The organism is Leifsonia shinshuensis (assembly GCF_022606355.1).
In the GTDB taxonomy this organism is placed as follows: Bacteria; Actinomycetota; Actinomycetes; order Actinomycetales; family Microbacteriaceae; genus Leifsonia; species Leifsonia shinshuensis_B.
Genome location: NZ_JAHHZQ010000004.1, coordinates 27,003 through 48,481 on the forward strand (window position 1 = coordinate 27,003; position 21,479 = coordinate 48,481).

The following is a 21,479-nucleotide window of genomic DNA, read 5'->3' on the forward strand; positions in this document are numbered from 1 at the left end:
TTCAGTGGGCGTCGATCGTGTCGGCCAGCGCTCGGCGAAGGGAGAGGGGACGCATGTCTGTCCAGTGCGCCTCGACGTAGCTGCGGCATTCATCGATGCTTCCCGACGAACCCACCGGGTGCCAACCGGCGGGAACCTCACGTCCGGCAGGCCACAGGGAGTACTGTTCCTCATCGTTCATCAGGACCTGATATGTGACGTCTTTCATCGTGTTCCAATCTGCGCTGTGGATGAGAGGCTCGACTCGAAAGCCGTGTGGAGGGTTGCGGCGAGGGGCGAAAGAAAGCGTCCGCTCATCATGGTCATGTGGTCTCCTGGGGTTTCGGAGCACCGCACGGGCCCCCGGGCGAACGCACGCCAGCCCAGGTCCGGTGGGAGCAGGCTCCGTTCCTGCTGGGTAGCGCGGACGACCGCGAGCGGGACGCTCACCGGCGACGGAGACCAGCGGCGGAGCAGCCGGTCGTGCCGACGGAGCACGGCAAGTCGATTCAGCACGCTCGTGGCGTCGGCGGACGCCCCGAGCAGACCGTGCCGTTTCGCGCTCTCCGCCGCGAAGACGAGTTGCTCATCGGTCGGCATCGACAGGAAGTCGTGCGGGGTGCGGTCGAGGATGACTTCGCCGCTGATCGCCTCGAGGCGGCGGACGACTGTGAGCAGCAGGGAGCCGGAATCCTCCTCATCAGGGAGGTCGAGCAGTTCGGGAACGGCAGAGTCGAGCACCGTGAGCGACAACGGTGCCGTGTCCTCCCGCTCGAGTTGCGACGTCATCTCCGCAGCGATCAGACCGCCGAGGGACCATCCCGCGAGGTGGACGTCAGTCGCAGGGAATCGCTCGCGGAGCACCGCTCGATAGTGGAGCGCGAGATCCTCCATCCGGTCGATCGCCCGCCCACCGTCGAGTTCCGGGTCCTGAAGGGCATAGACCGCACGCTGGCCAGACCACTGCTCCGCCAGCGGCATATAGCAGAGGACATCGCCGCCCGACGGGTGGATGAACACGACCGGCGCGAAGCCTCCTGGTTCGTTGAGCGAGATCAGAGGGCTCTCCGGTCGGTGCCGAATGGAGCGCATCCTGGCTGCGAGGGAGCGAATCGTCGGGTTCCGGAAGAGCGCGGCGAGCGGAACCGAGATCCCGGTCTCCTGGTGCAGCTGCTCCTGGAGAGACAGCGCGAGCAGAGAATGGCCGCCGAGAGCGAAGAAGTCGTCATCGATGTCGATGGGCACCCCGAGGAGCCGAGACCAGATCCGCTGGAGAGCCGCCTCGATCGGGTCGTGGCCGGCAGCGGCGGACTGTGCACGCTCGAGCGATCGTCCCGCACGCTCGCCATTCATCGCGTGCATGGTCGCCGCAGCGTGGAGAGCGCTGTCGTCGCGTTTGCCGTTCACTGTCATCGGGATCGCCGAAATGGCCGTATAGCGCTGGGGTCGCAGATGAGCAGGGAGGCGTGCCGTCACGGAGTCACGGAGCGTTCGGACGCTCGCGGAGGCCACGACGAACGCTGTGAGGCTCCGGCCCCCGGCTTCGTCGGTGACGAGCACGGCGCAGTCGTCGACCCCAGGAATCTCGCGAATGGCCGACTCGATCTCACCGAGTTCGATCCGGTACCCTCGCAGCTTGACCTGTTTGTCCGCACGGCCGAGGAACTCGATTCTTCCATCGTCGAGGAGCCGGGCATTGTCACCTGTGCGGTAGAGCCGGGATCCCGGAGGACCCCACGGATCCGGTACGAACCGCTCCGCGGTCAGTCCGGGTGCGTTGAGATAGCCGCGTGCGACTCCTGCCCCGCCGATGAGCAATTCGCCCATCGCGCCGATCGGCATCCGATGACCGTCGCTTCCTGCGACGTAGCAGCGCACTCCGGGGAGAGGCGAACCGATGTTGAGCTCCTCGTCTCGGTTCGCCGCTTCGGAGGTCGCGATGAAAATGGTCTCGGTCGGACCGTAGGCATTGAAGACGACCCGGTCGTCAGCGAGCCAGCGGCGGGCCAGTTCAGTGGGAACGGCCTCGCCACCCATGAGGATGACCCTCAATTCCGGCAGGACCGTCGGCGGGACCGTGAGCCAGACGGCCGGCGTCGCAAAGGCATGGGTGATGGCTCTGCGACGAAGGAGGGCGGCGTAGTCCGAGCCCAAGCCGCGTTCGTCTCGGCGGGGTATCACGACGGTGCCACCGACCACGAGCGTGGCCATGACTTCTCCCACGAGCATGTCGAAGCTGCGACTTGCGAAATGAAGGACTCGGCTGCTGGAGTCGATTCGAAGAGTCGCTGCTGACGCAGTCGCGATGTCGGCCAGACCTCCGTGCGTGGCTCCCACTCCCTTGGGTTTTCCGGTGGATCCCGACGTGAAGATCACGTAGGCGAGACCCTCACGGTGCACGTCCGGGCGTCCTGTCGGCGGCAGGTGAACGTGTGAGGCGGCACTTTCGAGATCGTCATAGGGGATCGTCCTCACACCGTCCGGCACGGGCGGGGCGTCGCCGAGAACCGCGGCACTGCCGCTCTCCGTGATCATCAGACCCAGCCGGTCAGCCGGATAGGCCGGGTCGAGCGGAACGAACGTCGCTCCCAGCCGCCCGATCGCGAGCATGGCCAGCAGGGCATTCAGGGCGGGGTCGGTCATCACCCCGACGGTCGTGCCGGGGTCCACACCGAGTCGCGCGAGTGAGCCGACGAGGCGATCGACGCGGGCGTCGAGCTCTCCGTAGTCGATGGTGCTTTCGTCCGCCAGCTCGATTGCCGGGGAGTGCGGGTGACGCGCGGCGATCGCGCGCACCCGATCGGAGAGGAGCGGCGATGGGAGGAGCGGAGCCCCGCTGGCGAACCCGTTCAGGGTCGCGAGTTCGTCGGAAGACTGCTCGGGAATCGTCCCGGCGGGATCGGCGAGCCCCGTCGTGATGACATCCGCCAGCATCCCGGTGAAGCGTCGGACGCCCTGCTGCGAGGCGGTGTGCGCAGCGACGGTCACGGTGATCGTCACCGCCCTCTCCGACACGTCGAGCACCACCTCCAGTGCGAAAAGAGCGCTGGACTCCGCCGTGTCCGACGCACGTCGCACCCGCATCGCGGCGAGTACACCGTCTTCCCGCAGTGGGAGAACGTCCGCGACGACCGTGTTCTCGATGGCGGGGCACTCGGCCATCGCGAGCCGTGTCCGTTCGAGAACGGAACGCAGCGAGTCGTCTGGCCGTGCTCTGTGATTCACCATCACCGACGCATGGTCGTCGAGCCCGGCGGCGATGAGGGTGCGCGAACCTGCCGAGAAGCGAGACCCGGCGATGGAGACCGCCGCCAGCGCGACCGTGAGTTCGAGTGCGGGACGTCCCTTGGCCAGCGTCTGCAACCGGGCACGGGTCGATGCGTTCAGGGTGACCTCCTCGCGCACCTGATCTGCGGTCGCCGCAGCGACAGGACCCAGATCCGGGACGAGGGGGAAGTCTCCGTGACGCTCGAGGACCCGGCGTGCGCGAGCGAGCTGTTCGGTCTGGGTGCGTGGTCGCAGTCCCGTCATCGTCCCTCCAGGAGCAGACCGAACTCGAAGTCGTCATCGAGGTCGGGCGAATCGGGTGACGTTCCGATGTCGACGGCCCTGACCTCTGGGCGGACGACGCCGTCGGCGAGGATCGCGACGAAGGTCTCGACGAGCTCGTCGGCGACGTCTCCTGCGTAGAGGGAACCGTTGTAGTCGAGTCGGACGCTGATCTTCGTCCCGTCGTCGATGAGCGTCATCGTGAGGTCGAAAGCGGTGTCATTCCGGTCGATCACGCTGTCCGCGTACTCCGTGAGGACCCGGAGCCCAGGCGGTTCCGGGAGCGCGGCGGGGACATACTCGTAGGCGAAAGTCGTGCCGAAGAGCGGATGGCGGTCGACGCTCCTCTGGCGTGCCGTGACGGCGACGAGGTCTTCGAACGGGACGTCGGCTGCATCCAAGACGGCCCGACTGGCCTCCTTGGTGCGTGCGAGGAGGCGTGCGAAGTCGTCGTCTTCCCGGATGCGCATCGGCATCACGAGCATGGTGACCAGATATCCGATCGTCGAGTCGTGACGTCCGTCTGTCCGGCCGGCGAACGGCGTTCCGACAGCCAGTTTGCTCTGTCCTGTGAGACGTGCGAGTGTGAGCGACCAGGCCGCGAGGGCCACGGTGAACGGTGTCGTCTGCTCGCGCACTGCACAGGCGCGAAGATCTGTGGCGCCTGCATCCGACATCGTCGAGACGACCGAACGTGCCGGCCCTGGGAATCGCGGCCGGGTGAGCTCGGGGAGAGCGAGCCTCGCCGGCACCGACTCCAGCGCCTGGGCAGCCTGCGCGACGCGCCGGGCGCGGTCTGGCGAGGTGCTCAGGGCGGCCTGGTCCTCGCACCACCCGAAGAGTCCTGCGGCGGGTCCGCGTCGTTCATAGCCGGCTGCATCTGCATACGCCTCGACGAGATCCGCCACAAGGATCTGCATCGACCAGGCGTCCGAGACGATATGGTGCACGACGAGCGAGACCACGTGGTCGAGGCTGCTCGAGCTCACGACACGGATCCGCCAGAGAGGACCGTTCTCGAGGTCGAACGGGGCGGCCATGTAGTCGGCGAGAAGCTGTTCGAGTGGCGTGTGCGCGGCCGGCTCGACGATCTCTACGAGAGGAGAGGCGTCGTCTCGGACGTGCATGAGCACGGCTCCGTCCGTCGCGCTGAAGGTCGCTCGCAAGGCATCGTGTCGTGCTGTGACAACCCGGACCGCGCGCCGGAAACGTTCGACGTCGAGGTGGCCCTGAAGGCGGATCGCGGAAGCGAGCGTGTACGAGGTCGAATCGCGATCCATCCGCCAGTGGAACCAGAGAGCGCGTTGAGCGGAGGTCGCCTGGACCGGACCCGAAGGCGCCGCGTCGGATTCGACGCGTGGTCTCGCCGGAACGACTTCCTCCGAGCCCAGAGCGAGGGCGACTCCGGCCAGGGTCGGCTCTTCGAGGAACCGCCGTAGGGTCAGGTCGGTTCCACAGGTGGCACGAAGGCGATTGATGACGAGGATGGCGCTGAGCGAGTGGCCACCAGCCTCGAAGAACGAGGTCTCCGGCCCGAACCGGTCGATGCCGAGCACCTCGGTCCACACGGCAGCCACCTCCTGCTCGCGAGGGCTCAGCGGCCGTGCGACGGTGCTCAGGGAGACCGCCGCCTCGTCCGCGAGGACTGCGAGACGGGCGCGATCGGCCTTTCCGCTGCGACCGAGCGGGATGTGCTCGACGGGGAGGAATCGCGACGGGATCGCACTCGCCGGCAGCGAAGCAGCAAGGTGGCGCCGGAGGGCCGATTGATCGAGGGGATCCATCCCGGTGACGAAGGCGACGAGCTGGGTCGTGGCAGAACGCTGGACCAGAACGGCCGCATCTCGTACCGCGGGGTGGCTCCGGAGCGCGACCTCGACTTCGCCGAGCTCCAGACGGACGCCGTTCACCTTCGCCTGGTCGTCGTCGCGGCCGAGGTACTCGATCTCGCCGTCTGCCCGCAGGCGGGCTCGGTCTCCCGTGCGGTAGAGTCGCGCGCCGGGTTCAGCCGCGAACGGATCGGCCAGGAATCGCTCGGCCGTCAGGCCGGGTCGTCCGATGTAGCCTCGGGCCACGTTGGCCCCCGTGATGCAGAGCTCGCCGACGCCGCCGACCGGAAGCTCGGCCATCGTGTCGTCGACGATCCGGATGCCGGTGTTCGCGATCGGCCGCCCGATCGGGATCCGACCTGTCGTGGCGTTCTGCGTCGTGGGATGCCAGGTCACATCGATGGCGGCCTCTGTGGGCCCATAGAGATTGTGCAATCGGGCGTCGGAGTGAGCGTGGAGCGCGTCGACGACGCCACGATCCAGCGCCTCGCCGCTCGCGAACCACGCGCGGACGGACGGAAAGCGTGCGTCCTCGGGCGCTGCGTCCAGGAACGCTCGAAGCATCGAGGGGACGAAGTGGATGAGCGTCACGCCGTGCCGACGGATCAGTGCGGCGATCCGATCCGGGTCGGTGTGGCTCTCCGGAGGCGCCACCACCAGCCGACCACCGAACGCCAACGGCCAGAGGAACTCCCAGATCGAGACGTCGAAGCTGAGCGGCGTCTTCTGCAAGACCACGTCGTCCGCTGTGAGCGAGAAGGTCTCCTGCATCCACAGGATGCGGTTGCGGATGGCGGCGTGGGAGACCACGACACCCTTGGGACGTCCGGTCGAGCCGGACGTGTAGAGGACGTAGGCCGCTTGATCGGGTCGAACGGGCGGCGGGTCGAAGCGCGGCTGCTGTTCAGGCGTCTCCGAGTCGACGAGGAGGACAGCAGCGCCCGGTCCGAGCCTCTCGGCTCGTGCCAGCAGTCCGCTATCGCTCAGAATCACGCTGACTCCGGCATCTTCCGCGATCCAGGCCAGACGCTCGTCCGGCAGGCCGGGATCGAGCGGGACGAAAGCGGCTCCCGCGCGAAGGGTGGCGTAGAAGGCGATGACGAGCTCGGCCGACCGTTCGCAGAGCACGGCCACGCGACCCTCAGCGTGCACCCCTGCCGCGGGAAGACGTGCGGCGAGGGCATCGATGCGCTCTTCCAACTCCCGGTAGCTGAGCACCACGTCCTCTGTCGCCACGGCGGGCGACAGCGACGAGCGCTCGACTTCATCGAAGAACAGCGTGTGGACGGCGCCTGCGCGGTCCGCAGGGGTACGTGTGCGATTCCACTCGGCGATGTCCGCAACGTCCCGAGGGGAGAGGATGTCCAGAGCGTGCGAGACGGATTTCTCGATCGCCGGAACGACCTGCATGAGCAGCGTGACGAAGGTGTCGAGTATGCGTTGTGCCTCGGCCGCCGAGAGCGACGCACTGTCGACGCTGAACTCGATGAGCGGTCGAACGCTCGGGGTGACGAAGACCGTGACGGGATAGGGGAGGCGCTCTTCGTTACGGATGTCGCGCACCGTCAGCCCCGCGTTCGCGCCGAGATGGTCGTTGCCGGGATAGTTCTCCACGATGACCGCGGTCCGAAGGAAGGGGCTGCCGACGGTGAGACCGGCCGCTCGCTGGATGCGGCTCAGAGACAGCGTCTCGTGCGGGAGGCGCTCAGCCATGTCGGCGTGGACACGTCGCACCAGGTCGCCGATGGTCATGTCCGGTTCGAGCCGGATACGTGTGGGGACGGTGTTGATGAGCACCCCGACGACACGGTCGATCTCCGCCACGTCGGCGGTTCGCCCGGAGACCACCGAGCCGAACGTCGCCTCCGCCGTTCCCGCGTAGCGGCACAGGAGCAGGCCCCATGCGACCGAGATGAGAGAGGCGAACGAAACGCCGAGACGCTCCGCTGTGGTCCTCAGCCGACCCGCGGTCGCGAGGTCGAGCGTGTGCTGGAGGAGGACATGCTCACCACCGAGCCCGCGCTCGTCCGCTCCGAACGGGAGCGGTGTCGGTTCGGCCCCGCTCAGGTGTCTCGACCAGTAGCTCTCCGACGCGGAGGTGTCCGCGGCGCTCAGCGCCGACAGGGCACGACGAGCCGACGGCAATGGCGGGAGTGGGCGCTCTGCGCGTCCGGCGACGATGTCGGCGTAGCGGGTGAACACGGTGTCGAGGAGGATCGCGAGCGACCAGCCGTCGAACTGGAGGTCGAGATGCGTCCAGACGATCCGGTGATGGGTCTCCGACAGCCGAAGCAGACGGATTCGGCTGAGCGGCAGCGCCGAAGGGTCGAATGCCGAGGTGGCCTGGACGTGAGCTGTTTCGTCGGCCGCCGCTCGCTCGGAGGCGACGACCTGGAAATCCGTCGGACCGTCGCGGAACACGACCTGCACCGGGTGGTCGAGACCCCGCCAGTGAACCGCGCTCCGCAGGGCGGGAGCGCCCGCAGTGAGATCTTCGAACGCGCGCTGGAGCGCTGCAGCATCGAGCGCACCGATGAGGTCGCAACGCATCTGCGTCGTGTGCGTGCCGGCGCCCTCGGCGTCGAGGATGTGGTACAGCATCCCTTCCTGGGTCGGCGTCAGGCGAAAGATGTCCTCCACGTCCGTGGGTTGCTGGACGGCGTCTTTCATCGTCCGTCTCCTCTCAGCGTTTCGAGCAGAGCATCGAGCTGTGTCTGATCGAGGTCGGCGCCGCCGAAATCGGACGGCGAATAGGCCGTGTGCTGCTGCGCAGCGAGGTCCGAGGTGAGCTCGCCGAGCTCCGACTCGATCGCTTCGCCGAGTCGACGCATGGTCGCTGCGTGGTAACGACCGGAGCTGTATCCGATCTGCCCTCTCAGCCGACCGTTGACGACTTCCGCATCGATCTCGACGGCGTAGGCGCGTGGCGCGTCCGGCGCACGGAGGCTCTTCTCGTTGACCGGGATCGCTGCGAACGGAGCGTTCGCAGCGAGGATGCTGTCGAACTGACCGAGGAAGTTCACCGAAACGTCCGAGCCGTTCCTCGCCCGCGCCGATGGAGTGGCCGAGTCACGGCGCACCCACTCTTTGACAGACAGGAGCTGATCGACGGCCGTCGCGTGGGAGTGGACGGTGAGCGGCAGTATCGAAGTGAACCAACCGATCGCCCGACTGTGATCGGGTTGCAGTTCGTCTCCGAACCGGCCGTGCCCTTCGACGTCGACCGTGACGTCCGTGCTGCCGGTCATCCTGTGCAGAGCCCGGGCCGCGGCTGTGACCAGGGCGTCCCCGAGACCGGCATTGGCTCCGCGGATCGCAGCGGTGCTGAGAGCGTCGGTTTCGAACTCGGAGAGACCGAAAGTGACGTCGGCTGTTTCGTTGTTTCGGTTCTCTCCGAGCTGCAGGTCGAAGGGGATGGTCGGTGCCGCAGCGGGCGCCTGGGGCAATTGGATCTGGGGTGGTGCGAGCCAGACAGCCGAGGGCGGAAGCTGTGTGGGCTCGCCGTCTCGTTCCGCGCAGTAGACGGCGGCGAGATCTTCCACGAGCACGCGCCACGACACGCCGTCCACGATCAGGTGATGGGCTGTCCAGAGCACGTGAACGCGGGAGCCGCGGCGCTCGAGCCCCGCACGAGTGAGCGGACCCGCTTCAAGGTCGAGCGTCGAGTGCAGGCTCTCGTCCGCCGCCGACTGGAGGCCTGCCCACCCGGCGGATTCGGCAAACTGCTGTACCCAGCCGTCGCTGCCACGAAGGAAGCGGAGCCGGAAGGCGTCGTGGTGCTCCACTACCCGGGTGAGAGCGCGTTCGAAAGCGTCGAGGTCGAATTCGTCGGCATCCGCCTCGAGCCGGATCGCCTGGTTCCAGTGCCCGGGAACGGGCAGCTCCTGGTCGAGCAGCCAGCGCTGCATCGGAGTGAGCGGGAGGACGCCGCTCGGTCGTTCGTGCGGTTCCTGGAGCGCGATGGAACGCAGACGTGTGGCGATCGCTCGAACGGTCTGAAGTCCATAGACGTCGGATGCGGCGACGTCATAGCCTTCGTGGCGGACGCGGGAGACCACCTGCATGCACATGATGGAGTCTCCGCCGAGAGCGAAGAACGAGTCGTCGCGTCCGACCCTGTCGACACCGAGCACACGGGCGAACGCCTCGGCAACCGCTGCTTCCTGGGGAGTCGCGGCGTCCGTCGACGCGCCATCGGCATCGTCGTCGGCAGCGGCGGAGCTCCACTCCGGTGCAGGGAGCGCAGCGCGATCCACCTTGTTGTTCCACGTCAGAGGGATGTGGTCGATCGCGACGATCGCCGCGGGCACCAGGTACTCGGGCACGCGCGTGCGCAGCGCGACGAGCAAGGCGGCCGAATCCCACTCGCGCTGGGGATGCGCCTGTACCACGTAGGCGACGAGCGCACGCCGTGGACCGCGCGGCACGGCCACTGCCACGGCGTGAGTCGCCAGGCCGGTGTCGAGGATCGCACGCTCCACTTCGCCCGGTTCGATGCGATGACCGTCGACTTTGATCTGCTGGTCGTCGCGGCCGAGAAATTCCAGGACGCCATCCTGGCGCATTCGGACGAGGTCTCCCGTCCGGTACATCCGTGATCCCGCGGCGCCGAACGGGTCGGGAAGGAACCGTTCGGCCGTCAGGTCGGCGCGGCCGAGGTAACCCCGAGCGACGGTGGCTCCGCCGATGTAGAGCTCGCCCGCTCGCCCGGCGGGCAGCGGATGCAGTCGCGGCGAGAGGACGTAGAGGGCCGTGCCGGGAAGCGGGCGGCCGATGGGGACGGCTGCGATTGCGGCTGTTCCGGAGCCTCCAGGGTAGGCGGCACTGTCGACCGTCGCTTCCGTCGCACCGTACGAGTTCAACAGGGTCGTCCCTGCCGGCAGCTGTGCCCGAAACTCGTCGAACTCCGCCATCGTCCAGGAGTCGGAGCCGACGAGAACCGTGCGGAGGCTGTGAAGCGGCAGGCCGTGCTCACGTGCGTGGCCCATGAAGACCCGGAAGACGGCGGGCACGAACTCCGCGAAGTCGACGGCCTCCCTCACGATGAGTCGGTGCAGACGTTCGGGGTCGAGGATATCGTCCCGTGAGGCGAACACCAGGCAGCCACCTGATCCCAACGACCGGAGAAGGTCACCGGTGAAGACATCGAACGAGAGGGATGCCTGCTGCAGGACGACACGAGGACGCGTGAGGTCGTAGCAGTCGCGCCAGCCCGCCAACGCGGTGTTGAGTGCACGGTGGTCGACCATCACGCCCTTCGGCGTACCGGTGGATCCGGAGGTGTAGAGAACGTAGGCAAGGCGGTCGTCCGAGAGTTCACGCCTGGCTGAGCCGGCCACCGAGGGGCCGTCCTGGAACTGCTCGACCTGGACGACCGTGATGGTGCTTCCCTCGAGCTTGCTCGCTGTGCTGCTGTCGGTGATCGCGATCGTCACATCGGCTTCTGCGCAGATGGTGAGGACCCGCTGTTCGGGGTGACGGTCATCGACGGGTACATAGGCACCGCCCGATTTGATGACACCAAGAACGGCCGCGACAGCGGCGGCGCCGCGGTTGCAGGAGACGAGGACTCGCTCATCCGGTCCGACGCCGTTGGCGCGGAGCTCGGCCGCTAGCCGGTTCGCCCAGGCATTCAGTGCTCCGTAGCTCGTCCGGACGCCGTCGGTCACGACGGCGGTGCGGAGCGGATCTTCGCCCGCGATCCGCTCGACGACGTCGAGCACGCACGGGCCGCCAGCCGGACGGACGGCGGGAAGCACCGCGCGTCTGCGCGGACCGACGACGTCCGCGACGATGCCGCGACCCTCTGCGATGGACCAGAGTGCGCCCAGGTAGATGTCGCGCCAGAGCTCGATGGTCTCGCGGCCGAAGAGACCGGTTCGGTAATGGAAGACCCCGGAGAGGCCGTCGCCGCCGTCGATGACGGAGAGGTCGACCGCGAACTGGCCACCCTGCTGGTGGAAGGGGACGGACTCCAGCACCGCATCACCCATCGTGAGGGTCGCGGCCCGTATTCCGAACATGAAGTCGGCGAGCTGCTCGCGCTCGTGAACGCGCTCGAATGTGAAAGCCGTCTGGAACAAGGCCCGACGGTCTGCAGAACCACCGAGGACGCGCGCGGACAGGGAGGCGAGCGGCACGTCTTTGTGATCGAGGGCCGAGTGGAGGGCGCGGCGGACCTTGCCCGTCAGCTCGTCCATCGTGAGGTCTTCGTGGACGGATGCCCGGACCGGGACGGTGTTGACGTAGTAACCGACTCCATGTCGATCGGCCTCCTCGCGCCCGGTTGTCGGCGTTCCGACGACCAGATCCGTCTCCCCGCCGACGGCGTGGAGAACGGCGAAGTACGCGGCCATCGACAGGGTTGCCACGGTCGTCGCCGTGACAGCACTTCGCGCGCGAAGCGCATCGACGAGCGCAGCGTCCACGATGAACGGAACGGCATCGGTCTCCCGCTCCGGGTGCCGTCCTGTGTCGTCGTCGGGACGGACGGCGACCGTGCCAACCCCGGTCAGCTGCTCTTCCCACCAATCGAGTTGACGCGACCCTTCCTCGCTGGACTCGAAGTCCAGCTGTCGGGCGACGAAGAGGCCGTAGTCCGACGGCGGTGTCTCGGGCAGGGCGACCTCGGCCTCCCCGTGAATCAACGATGCGTATGCGCCCATGACCTCCCGGAGGATCACGTCGAGAGACGCCAGGTCGCACACGATGTGGTGCGTGCTCAGAAGCAGGAAGCATCGGTCGCCCGGCGTGCGGTAGACGGACGCGCGCACGAGGGGGCCGCTGCCGAGGTCGAACGGCGCGCTCGCATCAGTGTGCAGGCGCCTCAACGAACTCTCGAGGTCGTCGTCGGGGAGCTGGACCTCGGTCCAACTCAGGGAGTGTTCGACGTCGCGGACCTCACGGACGGGCAAGCCGGAATCGTCCGTCGTGAAGCGGCTGCGAAGCTGATCGTGTCTCTCGAGCACCGTCGAGAGCGCGGTCTGGAGCGCATCGGCCTCCAGACTGCCGCGGACTGCGGCGGGAAACGCAACGTTGTACGAGGTGTCGGACGGATCCAGGCGTTGCAGGAACCAGAGCGCGCGCTGCCCGGCAGAAAGCGCACTCGGGTCTGCGCCCTGTGCCGGTTCGGACGTCGGACGCTCCGGCCCGCCGGTGAGGCGCGTGGCGAGCGAGCGTGCCGGTGCCGGCGACATCAGCTCCTCGAACCTCAGCGTGACGCCGAATGCTTCAGCTGCGCGATGCCGCAGCGTGAGTGCTCCGATGGAGTCGAGGCCGAGCGTGGAGAGTGGACGGCTCAAGTCGACGGCTTCTTCGGAGGTCTCCGCCGTCGCCGCGATGGCGGACCGCAGCCAGGATTCGACCTCGGCCGTCGTCGTCGGCCGGTCGCCGTCTGCCGTCCGCCCCCTCCAGACCGCGATCGTTGCGAGGTCGCCTGCGAGGTAGCGTTCGCGGATCTCGCTCCGCCGGATCTTGCCGCTCGTGGTCAGAGGGAGCGTTCTTTGGGGGACCACGACGAGTTCCGCCAGATCGAGGTGATGCGATTGGGCGATGGTGTCTCGCGCGGCCTTTCCCGCGGCGGCGATGTCGAATCGGTCGAGAACGGCTCTGTCGACCTCCTGCACCACGACGATCCGCGTCTCTCCCTCGGCACTGATCGAGAAGGCCGCAGAGGACTGTCCGTCGAAGCCCGGCTCGGTGTCGGCGATCGTGCGTTCGAGATCGTGCGGGTGGTGGTTGACGCCGTCGACGATCAGGATGTCTTTCAGCCGACCGGTCACGAACAGCTCGCCGTCGCTCAGGTAGCCAAGGTCGCCGGTTCGCAGCCAGGATGTGCTGTCGTCGGGGCGCGTGCCATCGAAGGTGGCCGACGAAGCCTCGGCGTTCGCCCAGTACCCCTGGGCCACATGAGGGCCCGCGACCCAGATTTCACCTTCTTCGTCGGCCGCGCGGTCGAGCCCGGTCTCCGGGTCCACGATGGCGACGGAGCATCCGGGTGCGGCGGGACCGCAACTGACGACGGTGCGCCCGTCGCGTGTGCTCTCGGTCCGGTTCGGGGAACGTCGGCTGCCGCTGACGAGAAGCGTCGATTCGGCCAGTCCGTAGCAGGGGAGGAATGCATCGGCGTCGAACCCGACCGCGGAGAATCGCTCGCCGAAAGCGCGAAGCGTTCTGCTGTCGATCGGCTCCGCTCCGCTGAACGCCACCGTCCATCGAGAGAGATCGAGTCCGGTGATCTCATCGTCGGATATCGAGCGGACACAGTGCGCGAATGCCGAGCTCGGGGCTCCAGACACCGTCACTCCGTAGTCGGAGATCATCCGAAGCCAACGAACCGGTGACGAGACGAAGTGATTGGGTCGCATCAGGACTACCGGGCGACCCAGCGTGAGGCCTTGGAGCAGACCGCCGATCAGCCCCATGTCGTGGTGCAGGGGCAGCCAGCTTCCTGCGATGCTCGTCTCTCCCAGCCCGAACGCGGCGCTGATCATCCGTTCGTTCGCCATCAAGCTGCCGTGCCCGACGATGACGCCTTTAGGTGCGTTCGTCGACCCGGAGGTGTATTGCAGAAATGCGACGTCATCAGGTTGAACGTCGGGAAGCGACATCGGGCCGAGTTGAGGGAGGTCGTCGACCACGAGTGTGCGGAGGCTTCGGTGCTGAGAACTCAGCCGTTCGAACTCGGAGCCGACGCGACGCAGCGAATCGGCATCGGTGATCAACACCCGTGCCCGGCTGTCTTCGATCACGGTGTCGAACCGCCGGCTTCGATCATTGCGCCGGGGCGTGTAGAGGGGGACAGCGATCACACCGGCCATGAGGCTGCCGAGAAACGCTGCGACGAAGCTCGGTCCGCTGGGAAGCGCGATGATCGCGCGGTCGCCGGGCTCCACGGTGGCGAGCAGAGAGGCTGCCACGTGCTCGGCCGCTGCCTCCAACTCGCGGAATGATGAGTGACGCTCGTCTCTCTCGCCATCGGCGAGGTAGATCAGAGCAGTACCGTCTGGATCGTTCTTACTGTGGAAGCGGACAGAGTCGACGAGAGTCGACGCGCGTGGAAGCATTGCATTATCAATCAATAAAGAATTTAGCGCTCATAATCTAAGCTATAGATATTTCTATCAGACCCTTTCGATGGTGGCAACGAGCATCTCCAAGCTGTGGCCGGCGATCCAGTCCTCAGCCCACCGGCTGGCAGGCCAGGTCACCCGATGGACGTCAGGTGCGTGCCGTCGATGTCGACGAGGTAGCCGCCGTCGAACTCCCATCGGCTCTGCCAGCTGTCCCTCGGCAGGGTCCACAGGGTCTTTCCGGTCGCCAGGTCGTAGGCGGAGCCCGGAGCCGGGTCTGCGGAGGAATCGGCAGGGGAGGAGAAGTATCGGTAGCCGTAGAGGTTGTGGTCGCCGTAGACGATCGTGCGGTAGGTCTGGTCGGGAAGGGTGCCCGTGCCGAGCTCCCGGCCGCTGTCCGCGTCGAGGCTGCAGAGCCCGCTGTTCGAGAGTGCGATGACGATCGCGTTGCGCGTGGCGTCCAGCCGGGATGAGAACTGCCAGGTCGGGAAGCCTTCGGTGCACTCGACTCGGCTCGTGCGCCAGACGTCGCGGCCGGTCGTCTCGTCGACGAGCGCCACCTCGGTGGCCGTCACGATCGTGAACCAGCCGGCGCCGGCGGCCGAATCCCCGCTTCCGCGGTACCCGCCGGGCACGTGGCCGGACGTCAGCACCTCGCTGATGGTGGCTCGCGTCGGGATCGTGCGGTTCCAGAGGTTGTGTCCCTGGGCGTCGTATCCGCTGATGGTATTCATATCGGTCCCTGACGTGCTCTCGACCAGGACATCGCGCATCGCGTAATTCACGCGGAACGGATGGTCGGTCTCGACGAGCCGACCACTCGAGACATCGATGAGACGGGTGGTCGCGGCCGTCTGACCCACCGGGTAGAAGGCGACGGCCACGACGCCCATCGGGAGCGTCCTCGGATCGAGGGAGGCTGTCGTGCCGGGGAGCGTGAGGGTCCACAGCGGGTGGGCCGCATCGCGTGGATCCACGCGGATGAGGACGTCCGGCGCGGTCGGCGCTCCATTCGCGTCCGTCTGGTGGCGAGTCAGAAGCATGTCACCGGAGTCGCCCGTCACCGCGACGGCGTCGACCGCCGGATTGAACCCGGCGAAGTCGGGTCGGAAGGGCGCGACCGTCGCACCGGTGCGGAGATCGATGACTTCCTGCGGCCCGGAATCGGTGGCGTCGTAGGAGATCACCGCCCGTCCCGAGGTGCCGAGGATGTAGACCTCCGTCATTCGTGTTCCGTGTCGCGGCACGTCGAACGTCCACTCGCGCGACCAGAGCTTCGTGCCGCTCGACGTGTCGACGAGAGTGAGGGCGATGTCCTCGTGCGTCTCGTTCACGCAGTCGGATCCCTCGTACTCCTTGGGCCGCAAGCCGGTCGCGTACAGGGCGCGGCCGTCGGACAGCGAGTACGCCTGCGTCCCCGTGCAGCCGGTGTTCGGGCCGGGGAGGTCGAGCGTCCAGCGGGGCTGCGCAGGGAGGCTGTCCACGTCGTGGGGCCGGATCGGCCCCGACTGCACGATCGGCGCCCGGGTCGGCGTCGGCGTGGGCGTCGGCGTCGGAGTCGGCGTCGTGGACGACGGGACGACGGGGGCAGGGGCGGGCGCTCCGAAATGCAGCACGCCGCTGAGTGCGAGCGCAGCGGTCCCGCCCGCGAGTGCGAGCGCGAGGCCCGTGAGCGCGGCGACCATCGCGAAACGCGTGGTGGGCCGGTGGGAGGGCGCAGCCTCCACCGTCTGGACGAGCAGCTCCCGGATGGCGGCGCTGCGGGCGGCGTCGAACGCCGGGTTCGGGGTGCTGGTGGTCATCGCGCACCTCCTTCGAGAGCGGACTCGGCCGTGCCGAGGGTGAGGTCGCCGAGCTTTCGCTTGGCGCGGGACAGGCGGGATTTGACGGTGCCGACGGGCACGCCGAGAGCTGCTGCGGCCTCCGCGAGCGGAAGCTCTTCGATGACGCAGAGCGTGATGACGTCCTGGTCGCGCGGCGGCAGCGCGGCGAACGCGTCGCGCACGCGGCGGTCGCGCGGTCCGTTGTCGATCGACGCGTCCACGTCGACGGCGTGGTCGCCCTGTGCTTCAGGCTTCGGGAGCCGTGCGAGCGCCGTGCGATAGCGGCGTGCGCTCCGCGTCTGATTGCGGATGACGTTGTTCGTCGTCACCAGCAGCCAGGGGAGGATCGATCCGTCCACGACATGGACGGCGTCCCTGCGGCGCCAGGCCTCCAGGAACACCATCGCCGTCGCGTCCTCCGCGTCGTGCGGATCGCGAAGCAGACGCAGAGCCTGCCCGAAGACGCGGTCGCGATGCCGGTCGAAGAGCGCCGCGAACGAGGAGGAGTCCCCGCTGCGCGCACTCGACCAGGCTTCGGCCTCGTCGAAACTCCCTGTTTCCATATCCCCTCATGTCCGCGCGCCGTGAAAGGTTCCATCGAGCAGGCGGACGACACGGGAGTGGCGCTCTCAGGGAACGTGGGTAATATACCCGGATGCGCGAATCGGACCAGCGCGACTCCGGTCTGCCCGACGGGCCCGAGTCAGAATCGACGAACATTCTCCCGCTCGTTCCCCCCACCGGCGACTCCGCTACGACGGGTGAGCCCGGTGCTGCACCGACCCGTTCCGGCCGCAGAGCGGCTGAGGCCTCGGCACGCAGCGGTACGGCCGGCGGCGCCATCGCGGGAGCGGCGGCGGGAGTGCTCTCCGCCATCAGAACGCACCCCAAGGCTTGGCTCGCGGCGGGTGCCGCCGCCGCCTTCGTGATCCTCGGCACCGGCAGCGTCGCCCTCGGCGCGACCCTGGGTGCGGCCCCCGCAGGAGCGGCGGCAGCGCCCTCCCCGACGCGCTCGGCCACGAGCACGCCGACCCCGACACCGACGCCGACCGTCGACCCGGCCCGACCGGTCCCCGCCGCTCAGCCGGCCGCCAGTCGCATCCGCACCTGCTCCGTCGCCTCGCTCGCGCAGGACGGCCGCCTCGGCAACCTCGAGGCCCAGGTCGTCAACGCCAAGACCGGTGAGGTGCTGTTCGACCGCAACGGCGGCAAACCCGGCCCGACAGCGTCGGTGCTCAAGACTCTGACCTCTGCTGCCGCGCTCGCCACGCTCGGTCCCGACTACCGCGTTCAGACGACGGTCGTCGCGGGCAGCGTCCCCGGTCAGGTCGTGATCGTCGGCGGCGGCGATGTCACACTGTCGCGGCTCCCGGGCGGCCAGGGCGCGTTCTACACGGGCGCGCCGTCGATCCAGGACCTCGCGACGCAGACGAAGCAGGCGCTCGGCGGCCAGCCGGTGACCTCCATCGTGGTCGACACGTCACTGTTCGGCGGCCCGCTGTGGCAGCCCAGCTGGGACGAGCACGAGGAGCGCGTGGTCGAGGGCTCCACGCCGTACATGTCCGCGCTGATGGTGGACGGCGACCGCAACGACCCGGGGGCGGTGGAGTCGCCGCGCAGCACGGACCCCGTCGGCCGGGCCGTGCAGTACTTCCAGCAGTACCTCGGCACGAACGTCCCGGTGACCTCCGGCAGCGCTCCCGCCGGTGCGCGCCAGCTCGCCGCCGTGCAGTCGCAGCCGGTCACCACGCTGATCGACCAGGCGATGACGTACTCCGACAACACGATCATGGAGGAGCTCGCGCGCCTGGTGGCGATCAAGGCCGGCGCGGGCAACACCTTCGACGCCGAGAACGCGGGCGTGCTGGCCGGGCTGAAGGCCTACGGGATCGACACCAGCGGCATCCACATCGCCGACGGCTCCGGCCTCAGCGCAGACAACGCGGTGCCGCCCTCGTACCTGACCCAGCTGTTCATCAAGGTACTGAACCGCCAGAACGGCCTCGGCGTCGTCTACGACGGTCTCCCGGTGTCCGGCCAGTCCGGCACGCTCGGCCCGGGCTACAACCGCTTCACCGGAGCCAACGCGGTCGCCCGTGGCGCTGTGCACGCCAAGACCGGGTGGATCAACAACGGCTACACGCTGTCGGGGATCGTCACGGCAGCCGACGGCACTCCGCTCACCTTCGCCGTGTTCGCGCTCGGGCCGGTGAGCGACAATGCCAAACAGGCGATCGACACGCTCGTCACCGGCTTCTACAAGTGCGGCGACAACCTCATGAACGGCTGAGCGGAGGAAGCGGCCATGGGCAAGGCGCTGTTCATCATCGACGTGCAGAACGACTTCACCGAGGGTGGAGCGCTCGGGGTCGACGGGGGTGCGGCGGTCGCCGCAGGCATCACCGAGTACCTGCGCGCACACGGCGACGAGTACGCGATCGTGCTCGCGAGCCGCGACTGGCACGATGCCGACAACGACAACGGCGGCCACTTCGCCACCGACGCCGAACCCGACTTCGTGACCACCTGGCCCGCGCACTGCGTCGCGGGCACGACCGGGGCCGACTACCATCCGGCGCTCGACACCTCCCGCGTCGGCTACCACATCCGCAAGGGGCAGGGCGTGCCGGCGTACTCGATCTTCGAGGGGCGGACGGATGCCGGGTCCTCCGTCCACAACCTCCTGGACGAGCACGGGATCGACACGGTCGACGTCGCGGGCATCGCGACCGACTACTGCGTGCGCGCATCCGCACTCGACGCACTCGCGCATGGTCAGCGGGTGCGGGTGCTCACCTCGCTCGTCGCCGGCGTGGCGCCGGCATCGTCGGAGGCGGCGCTGGCCGAGCTCGCCCATGCCGGGGCGGAGCTGATCGCGACGGAGTAGAGGCACGGAACCTCGGTCGCAGGCCCCTTGGCCCCGGGGTCGCGGCATCGCTTCGCGCTGCCACTAGCTCCACCGCTCGATTACGCAGTATGCTGATTGCTAACTTAGCTAGCTAATTGGAGGCGTGATGTCGGGCAGGCCGTCGCTGTGGCTGCGGATCGTGGTGCCGACCGCGCTCATCCTGATCTGGCTGGTGCTGGCCGGCATCGGCGGCCCGACCTTCGGCAAGCTCTCGGGAGTGTCCAGCAACGACCAGGCCGCCTTCCTGCCGGCGAGCGCGGAGTCGACCGAGGTGCAGGCCTGGCAGAAGCGTTTCACCGACTCGGACGCGGTGCCCGCCATCGTCGTCGTGCAGTCCGACACCGCGATCCCGAAGAGCGGACTGGCCGCGTACTCCGAGCTGGCCACGAAGCTCGGCGCGGTGGAGGGCGTCCAGGCTCCGGAGCCGGGCGCGACCACGAGCGTGGCCGGTCCGATCCCGTCGGCGGACGGACGGGCCGTGCAATTCATCGTGCCGGTCGCCGACACCAACCACGTCAAGACGGTCGTCGCCGACCTGCGCAGCGTCGTGAACAGCGGGCTGCCCGCCGGGACGCAGGGCTGGGTCACCGGTCCGGCCGGCCTGACAGCCGACCTCGTCAACGCGTTCGGTGGAATCGACGGGATCCTCCTGCTCGTCGCGGTGGGCGCGGTGTTCGTGATCCTGCTGCTGGTCTACCGCGCGCTGCTGCTGCCGTTCCTGGTGCTGCTGACCTCGGTCTTCGCGCTGTGCGCCGCCATCCTCGTGGTCTACCTCTTCGCGCTGTGGGGCTGGATCAAGCTGAGCGGGCAGAGCCAGGGCATCCTCTCGATCCTCGTGATCGGGGCGGCCACCGACTACTCCCTACTGCTCGTCGCGCGGTACCGAGAGGCGTTGGAGCACGAGGAGTCGCGGTGGACGGCGATCCTCACAGCGTGGAAGGCCGCCTTCGAGCCGATCCTCGCCTCCGGAGCGACGGTCATCCTGGCGCTGCTGTGCCTGCTGTTCTCCGACCTGAACTCCAACAAGAGCCTCGGCCCGATCGCCGCCATCGGCATCGTGTTCTCGCTGCTGTCGGCGCTCACCCTCCTGCCGACGCTCCTCGCCGTCTTCGGGAGGGCGGCGTTCTGGCCGTTCCGTCCCGTCTACGCCGGCGCCCACCCCCACGAGCACACGCACAGCGCCGAGGAGCGGATCGCCGGGCTCGACGGCATCCGTGGCGTGTGGCGGCGTGTCGGGGCGCTCATCGCCCACCGGGCTCGGCTCACCTGGATCGTGTCTTTCGTGCTGCTCGCCGCGTGCGCCCTCGGGCTCACCCAGCTCAGAGCGAACGGCGTCGAGCAGACCGACCTCGTTCTGTCGCAGTCGGATGCGGCCGACGGCCAGAAGGTCCTCGCGAAGCACTTCGACGCCGGTTCGGGAGCGCCCGTGCTCATCGTGGCGAAGGAGGCCGACGGGGAGGCGGTGCGCGCGGCGGCCGAGAAGAACACCGGCATCGCGACCGCGACGATCTACACGGGCGGGGGCCGGCCGGCATCGGCGGGCGGCGCCATCGCGCCCGCGGCGGTGAGGGACGGCCGGGTACTCATCCAGGCGACGCTGAAGGCGCAGCCGGACTCGGCCGCAGCCGAGCAGGTGGTCCGCGAGTTGCGGCGCGACCTTCCGCGCGCCGACACCGGCGTGCTCGTCGGCGGGGTGACGGCGATCGCGCTGGACACCAACGACACCGCCCAGAGCGACCTGATGAAGATCATCCCGATCGTGCTGCTCGTCATCCTGCTGGTCCTGATGCTGCTGCTGCGCTCGGTCCTCGCGCCGGTCCTCCTGATAGCCAGCGTCGTGCTGTCGTACGCCGCGGCGCTGGGCGTCTCTGCCCTCGTCTTCGACCACCTGTTCCGCTTCCCGGGGGCCGATGCGAGCGTTCCGCTCTTCGGGTTCGTGTTCCTGGTCGCGCTGGGGGTCGACTACAACATCTTCTTGATGACGCGCGTGCGCGAGGAGTCGCTGCGGATCGGCACCCGGCCGGGGATCCTGCGCGGACTGGGGATGACCGGCAGCGTCATCACCTCGGCCGGCGTCGTGCTTGCGGCGACTTTCGCGGCCCTCGCCGTCATCCCGATCCTGTTCCTGGTGCAGATCGCCTTCATCGTCGCCTTCGGCGTGCTGCTCGACACCGTGCTGGTCCGCTCGCTGCTCGTGCCTGCGCTGTCGTACGACATCGGCCGCGCGATCTGGTGGCCGTCGAGGCTCGGCCGGCGTATACCGCAATCGTGACCTGTTCGACGCTGCGCACTGTGTAGTCCGGATCGCCGTCGGCGCCTC

At 68.2% G+C, this 21,479-nt stretch carries 9 protein-coding genes; 3 read left to right on the plus strand and 6 right to left on the minus strand.

The genetic code is table 11. The annotated features are described in order from the left end of the window. Position 1 precedes the first annotated feature (1 nt). From KNO15_RS15545 to KNO15_RS15570, 6 genes are all read right to left on the minus strand, one after another. Positions 2–208 (minus strand): MbtH family protein, encoded by a 207-nt coding sequence (locus tag KNO15_RS15545; RefSeq protein WP_241704716.1) that lies wholly within the window; start codon positions 206–208, stop codon positions 2–4. After that, positions 205–3,510: an amino acid adenylation domain-containing protein gene (locus KNO15_RS15550; RefSeq protein WP_241704717.1), complete on the minus strand. Its 3,306-nt coding sequence runs from the start codon at positions 3,508–3,510 to the stop codon at positions 205–207. The genes KNO15_RS15545 and KNO15_RS15550 overlap by 4 nt, the downstream gene beginning before the upstream one ends. Then, entirely contained in the window at positions 3,507–8,027 is a 4,521-nt protein-coding gene (locus tag KNO15_RS15555) for a non-ribosomal peptide synthetase (RefSeq protein ID WP_241704718.1), read from the minus strand. Before KNO15_RS15555 ends, KNO15_RS15550 begins: the two co-directional genes overlap by 4 nt. Next, entirely contained in the window at positions 8,024–14,422 is a 6,399-nt protein-coding gene (locus KNO15_RS15560; protein ID WP_241704719.1) for a non-ribosomal peptide synthetase, read from the minus strand. Before KNO15_RS15560 ends, KNO15_RS15555 begins: the two co-directional genes overlap by 4 nt. A 140-nt stretch (positions 14,423–14,562) precedes the next feature. Continuing rightward, positions 14,563–16,230, minus strand: coding sequence for an outer membrane protein assembly factor BamB family protein (locus tag KNO15_RS15565; RefSeq protein ID WP_241704720.1), 1,668 nt, complete (start codon positions 16,228–16,230; stop codon positions 14,563–14,565). Further along, entirely contained in the window at positions 16,227–16,814 is a 588-nt protein-coding gene (locus tag KNO15_RS15570) for an RNA polymerase sigma factor (RefSeq protein WP_241704721.1), read from the minus strand. Before KNO15_RS15570 ends, KNO15_RS15565 begins: the two co-directional genes overlap by 4 nt. 92 nt (positions 16,815–16,906) lie before the next feature. Here KNO15_RS15570 and KNO15_RS15575 point away from each other — a divergent pair, with 92 nt between their 5' ends. The 3 genes from KNO15_RS15575 (at position 16,907) to KNO15_RS15585 (ending at position 21,431) form a co-directional block, all read left to right on the plus strand. Continuing rightward, positions 16,907–18,541, plus strand: coding sequence for a D-alanyl-D-alanine carboxypeptidase/D-alanyl-D-alanine-endopeptidase (locus KNO15_RS15575; RefSeq protein ID WP_241704722.1), 1,635 nt, complete (start codon positions 16,907–16,909; stop codon positions 18,539–18,541). A 15-nt stretch (positions 18,542–18,556) separates the two neighbouring features. Further along, positions 18,557–19,138 carry an isochorismatase family protein gene (locus KNO15_RS15580; protein WP_241704723.1) on the plus strand — a complete coding sequence of 194 codons (582 nt, stop codon included), beginning with the start codon at positions 18,557–18,559 and terminating at the stop codon, positions 19,136–19,138. Between the two features lie 127 nt (positions 19,139–19,265). After that, the gene (locus tag KNO15_RS15585) at positions 19,266–21,431 is read left to right on the plus strand and encodes an MMPL family transporter (protein ID WP_241704724.1); all 2,166 of its coding nucleotides are present in this window, start codon (positions 19,266–19,268) and stop codon (positions 21,429–21,431) included. The last annotated feature ends 48 nt before the right edge of the window (positions 21,432–21,479 follow it).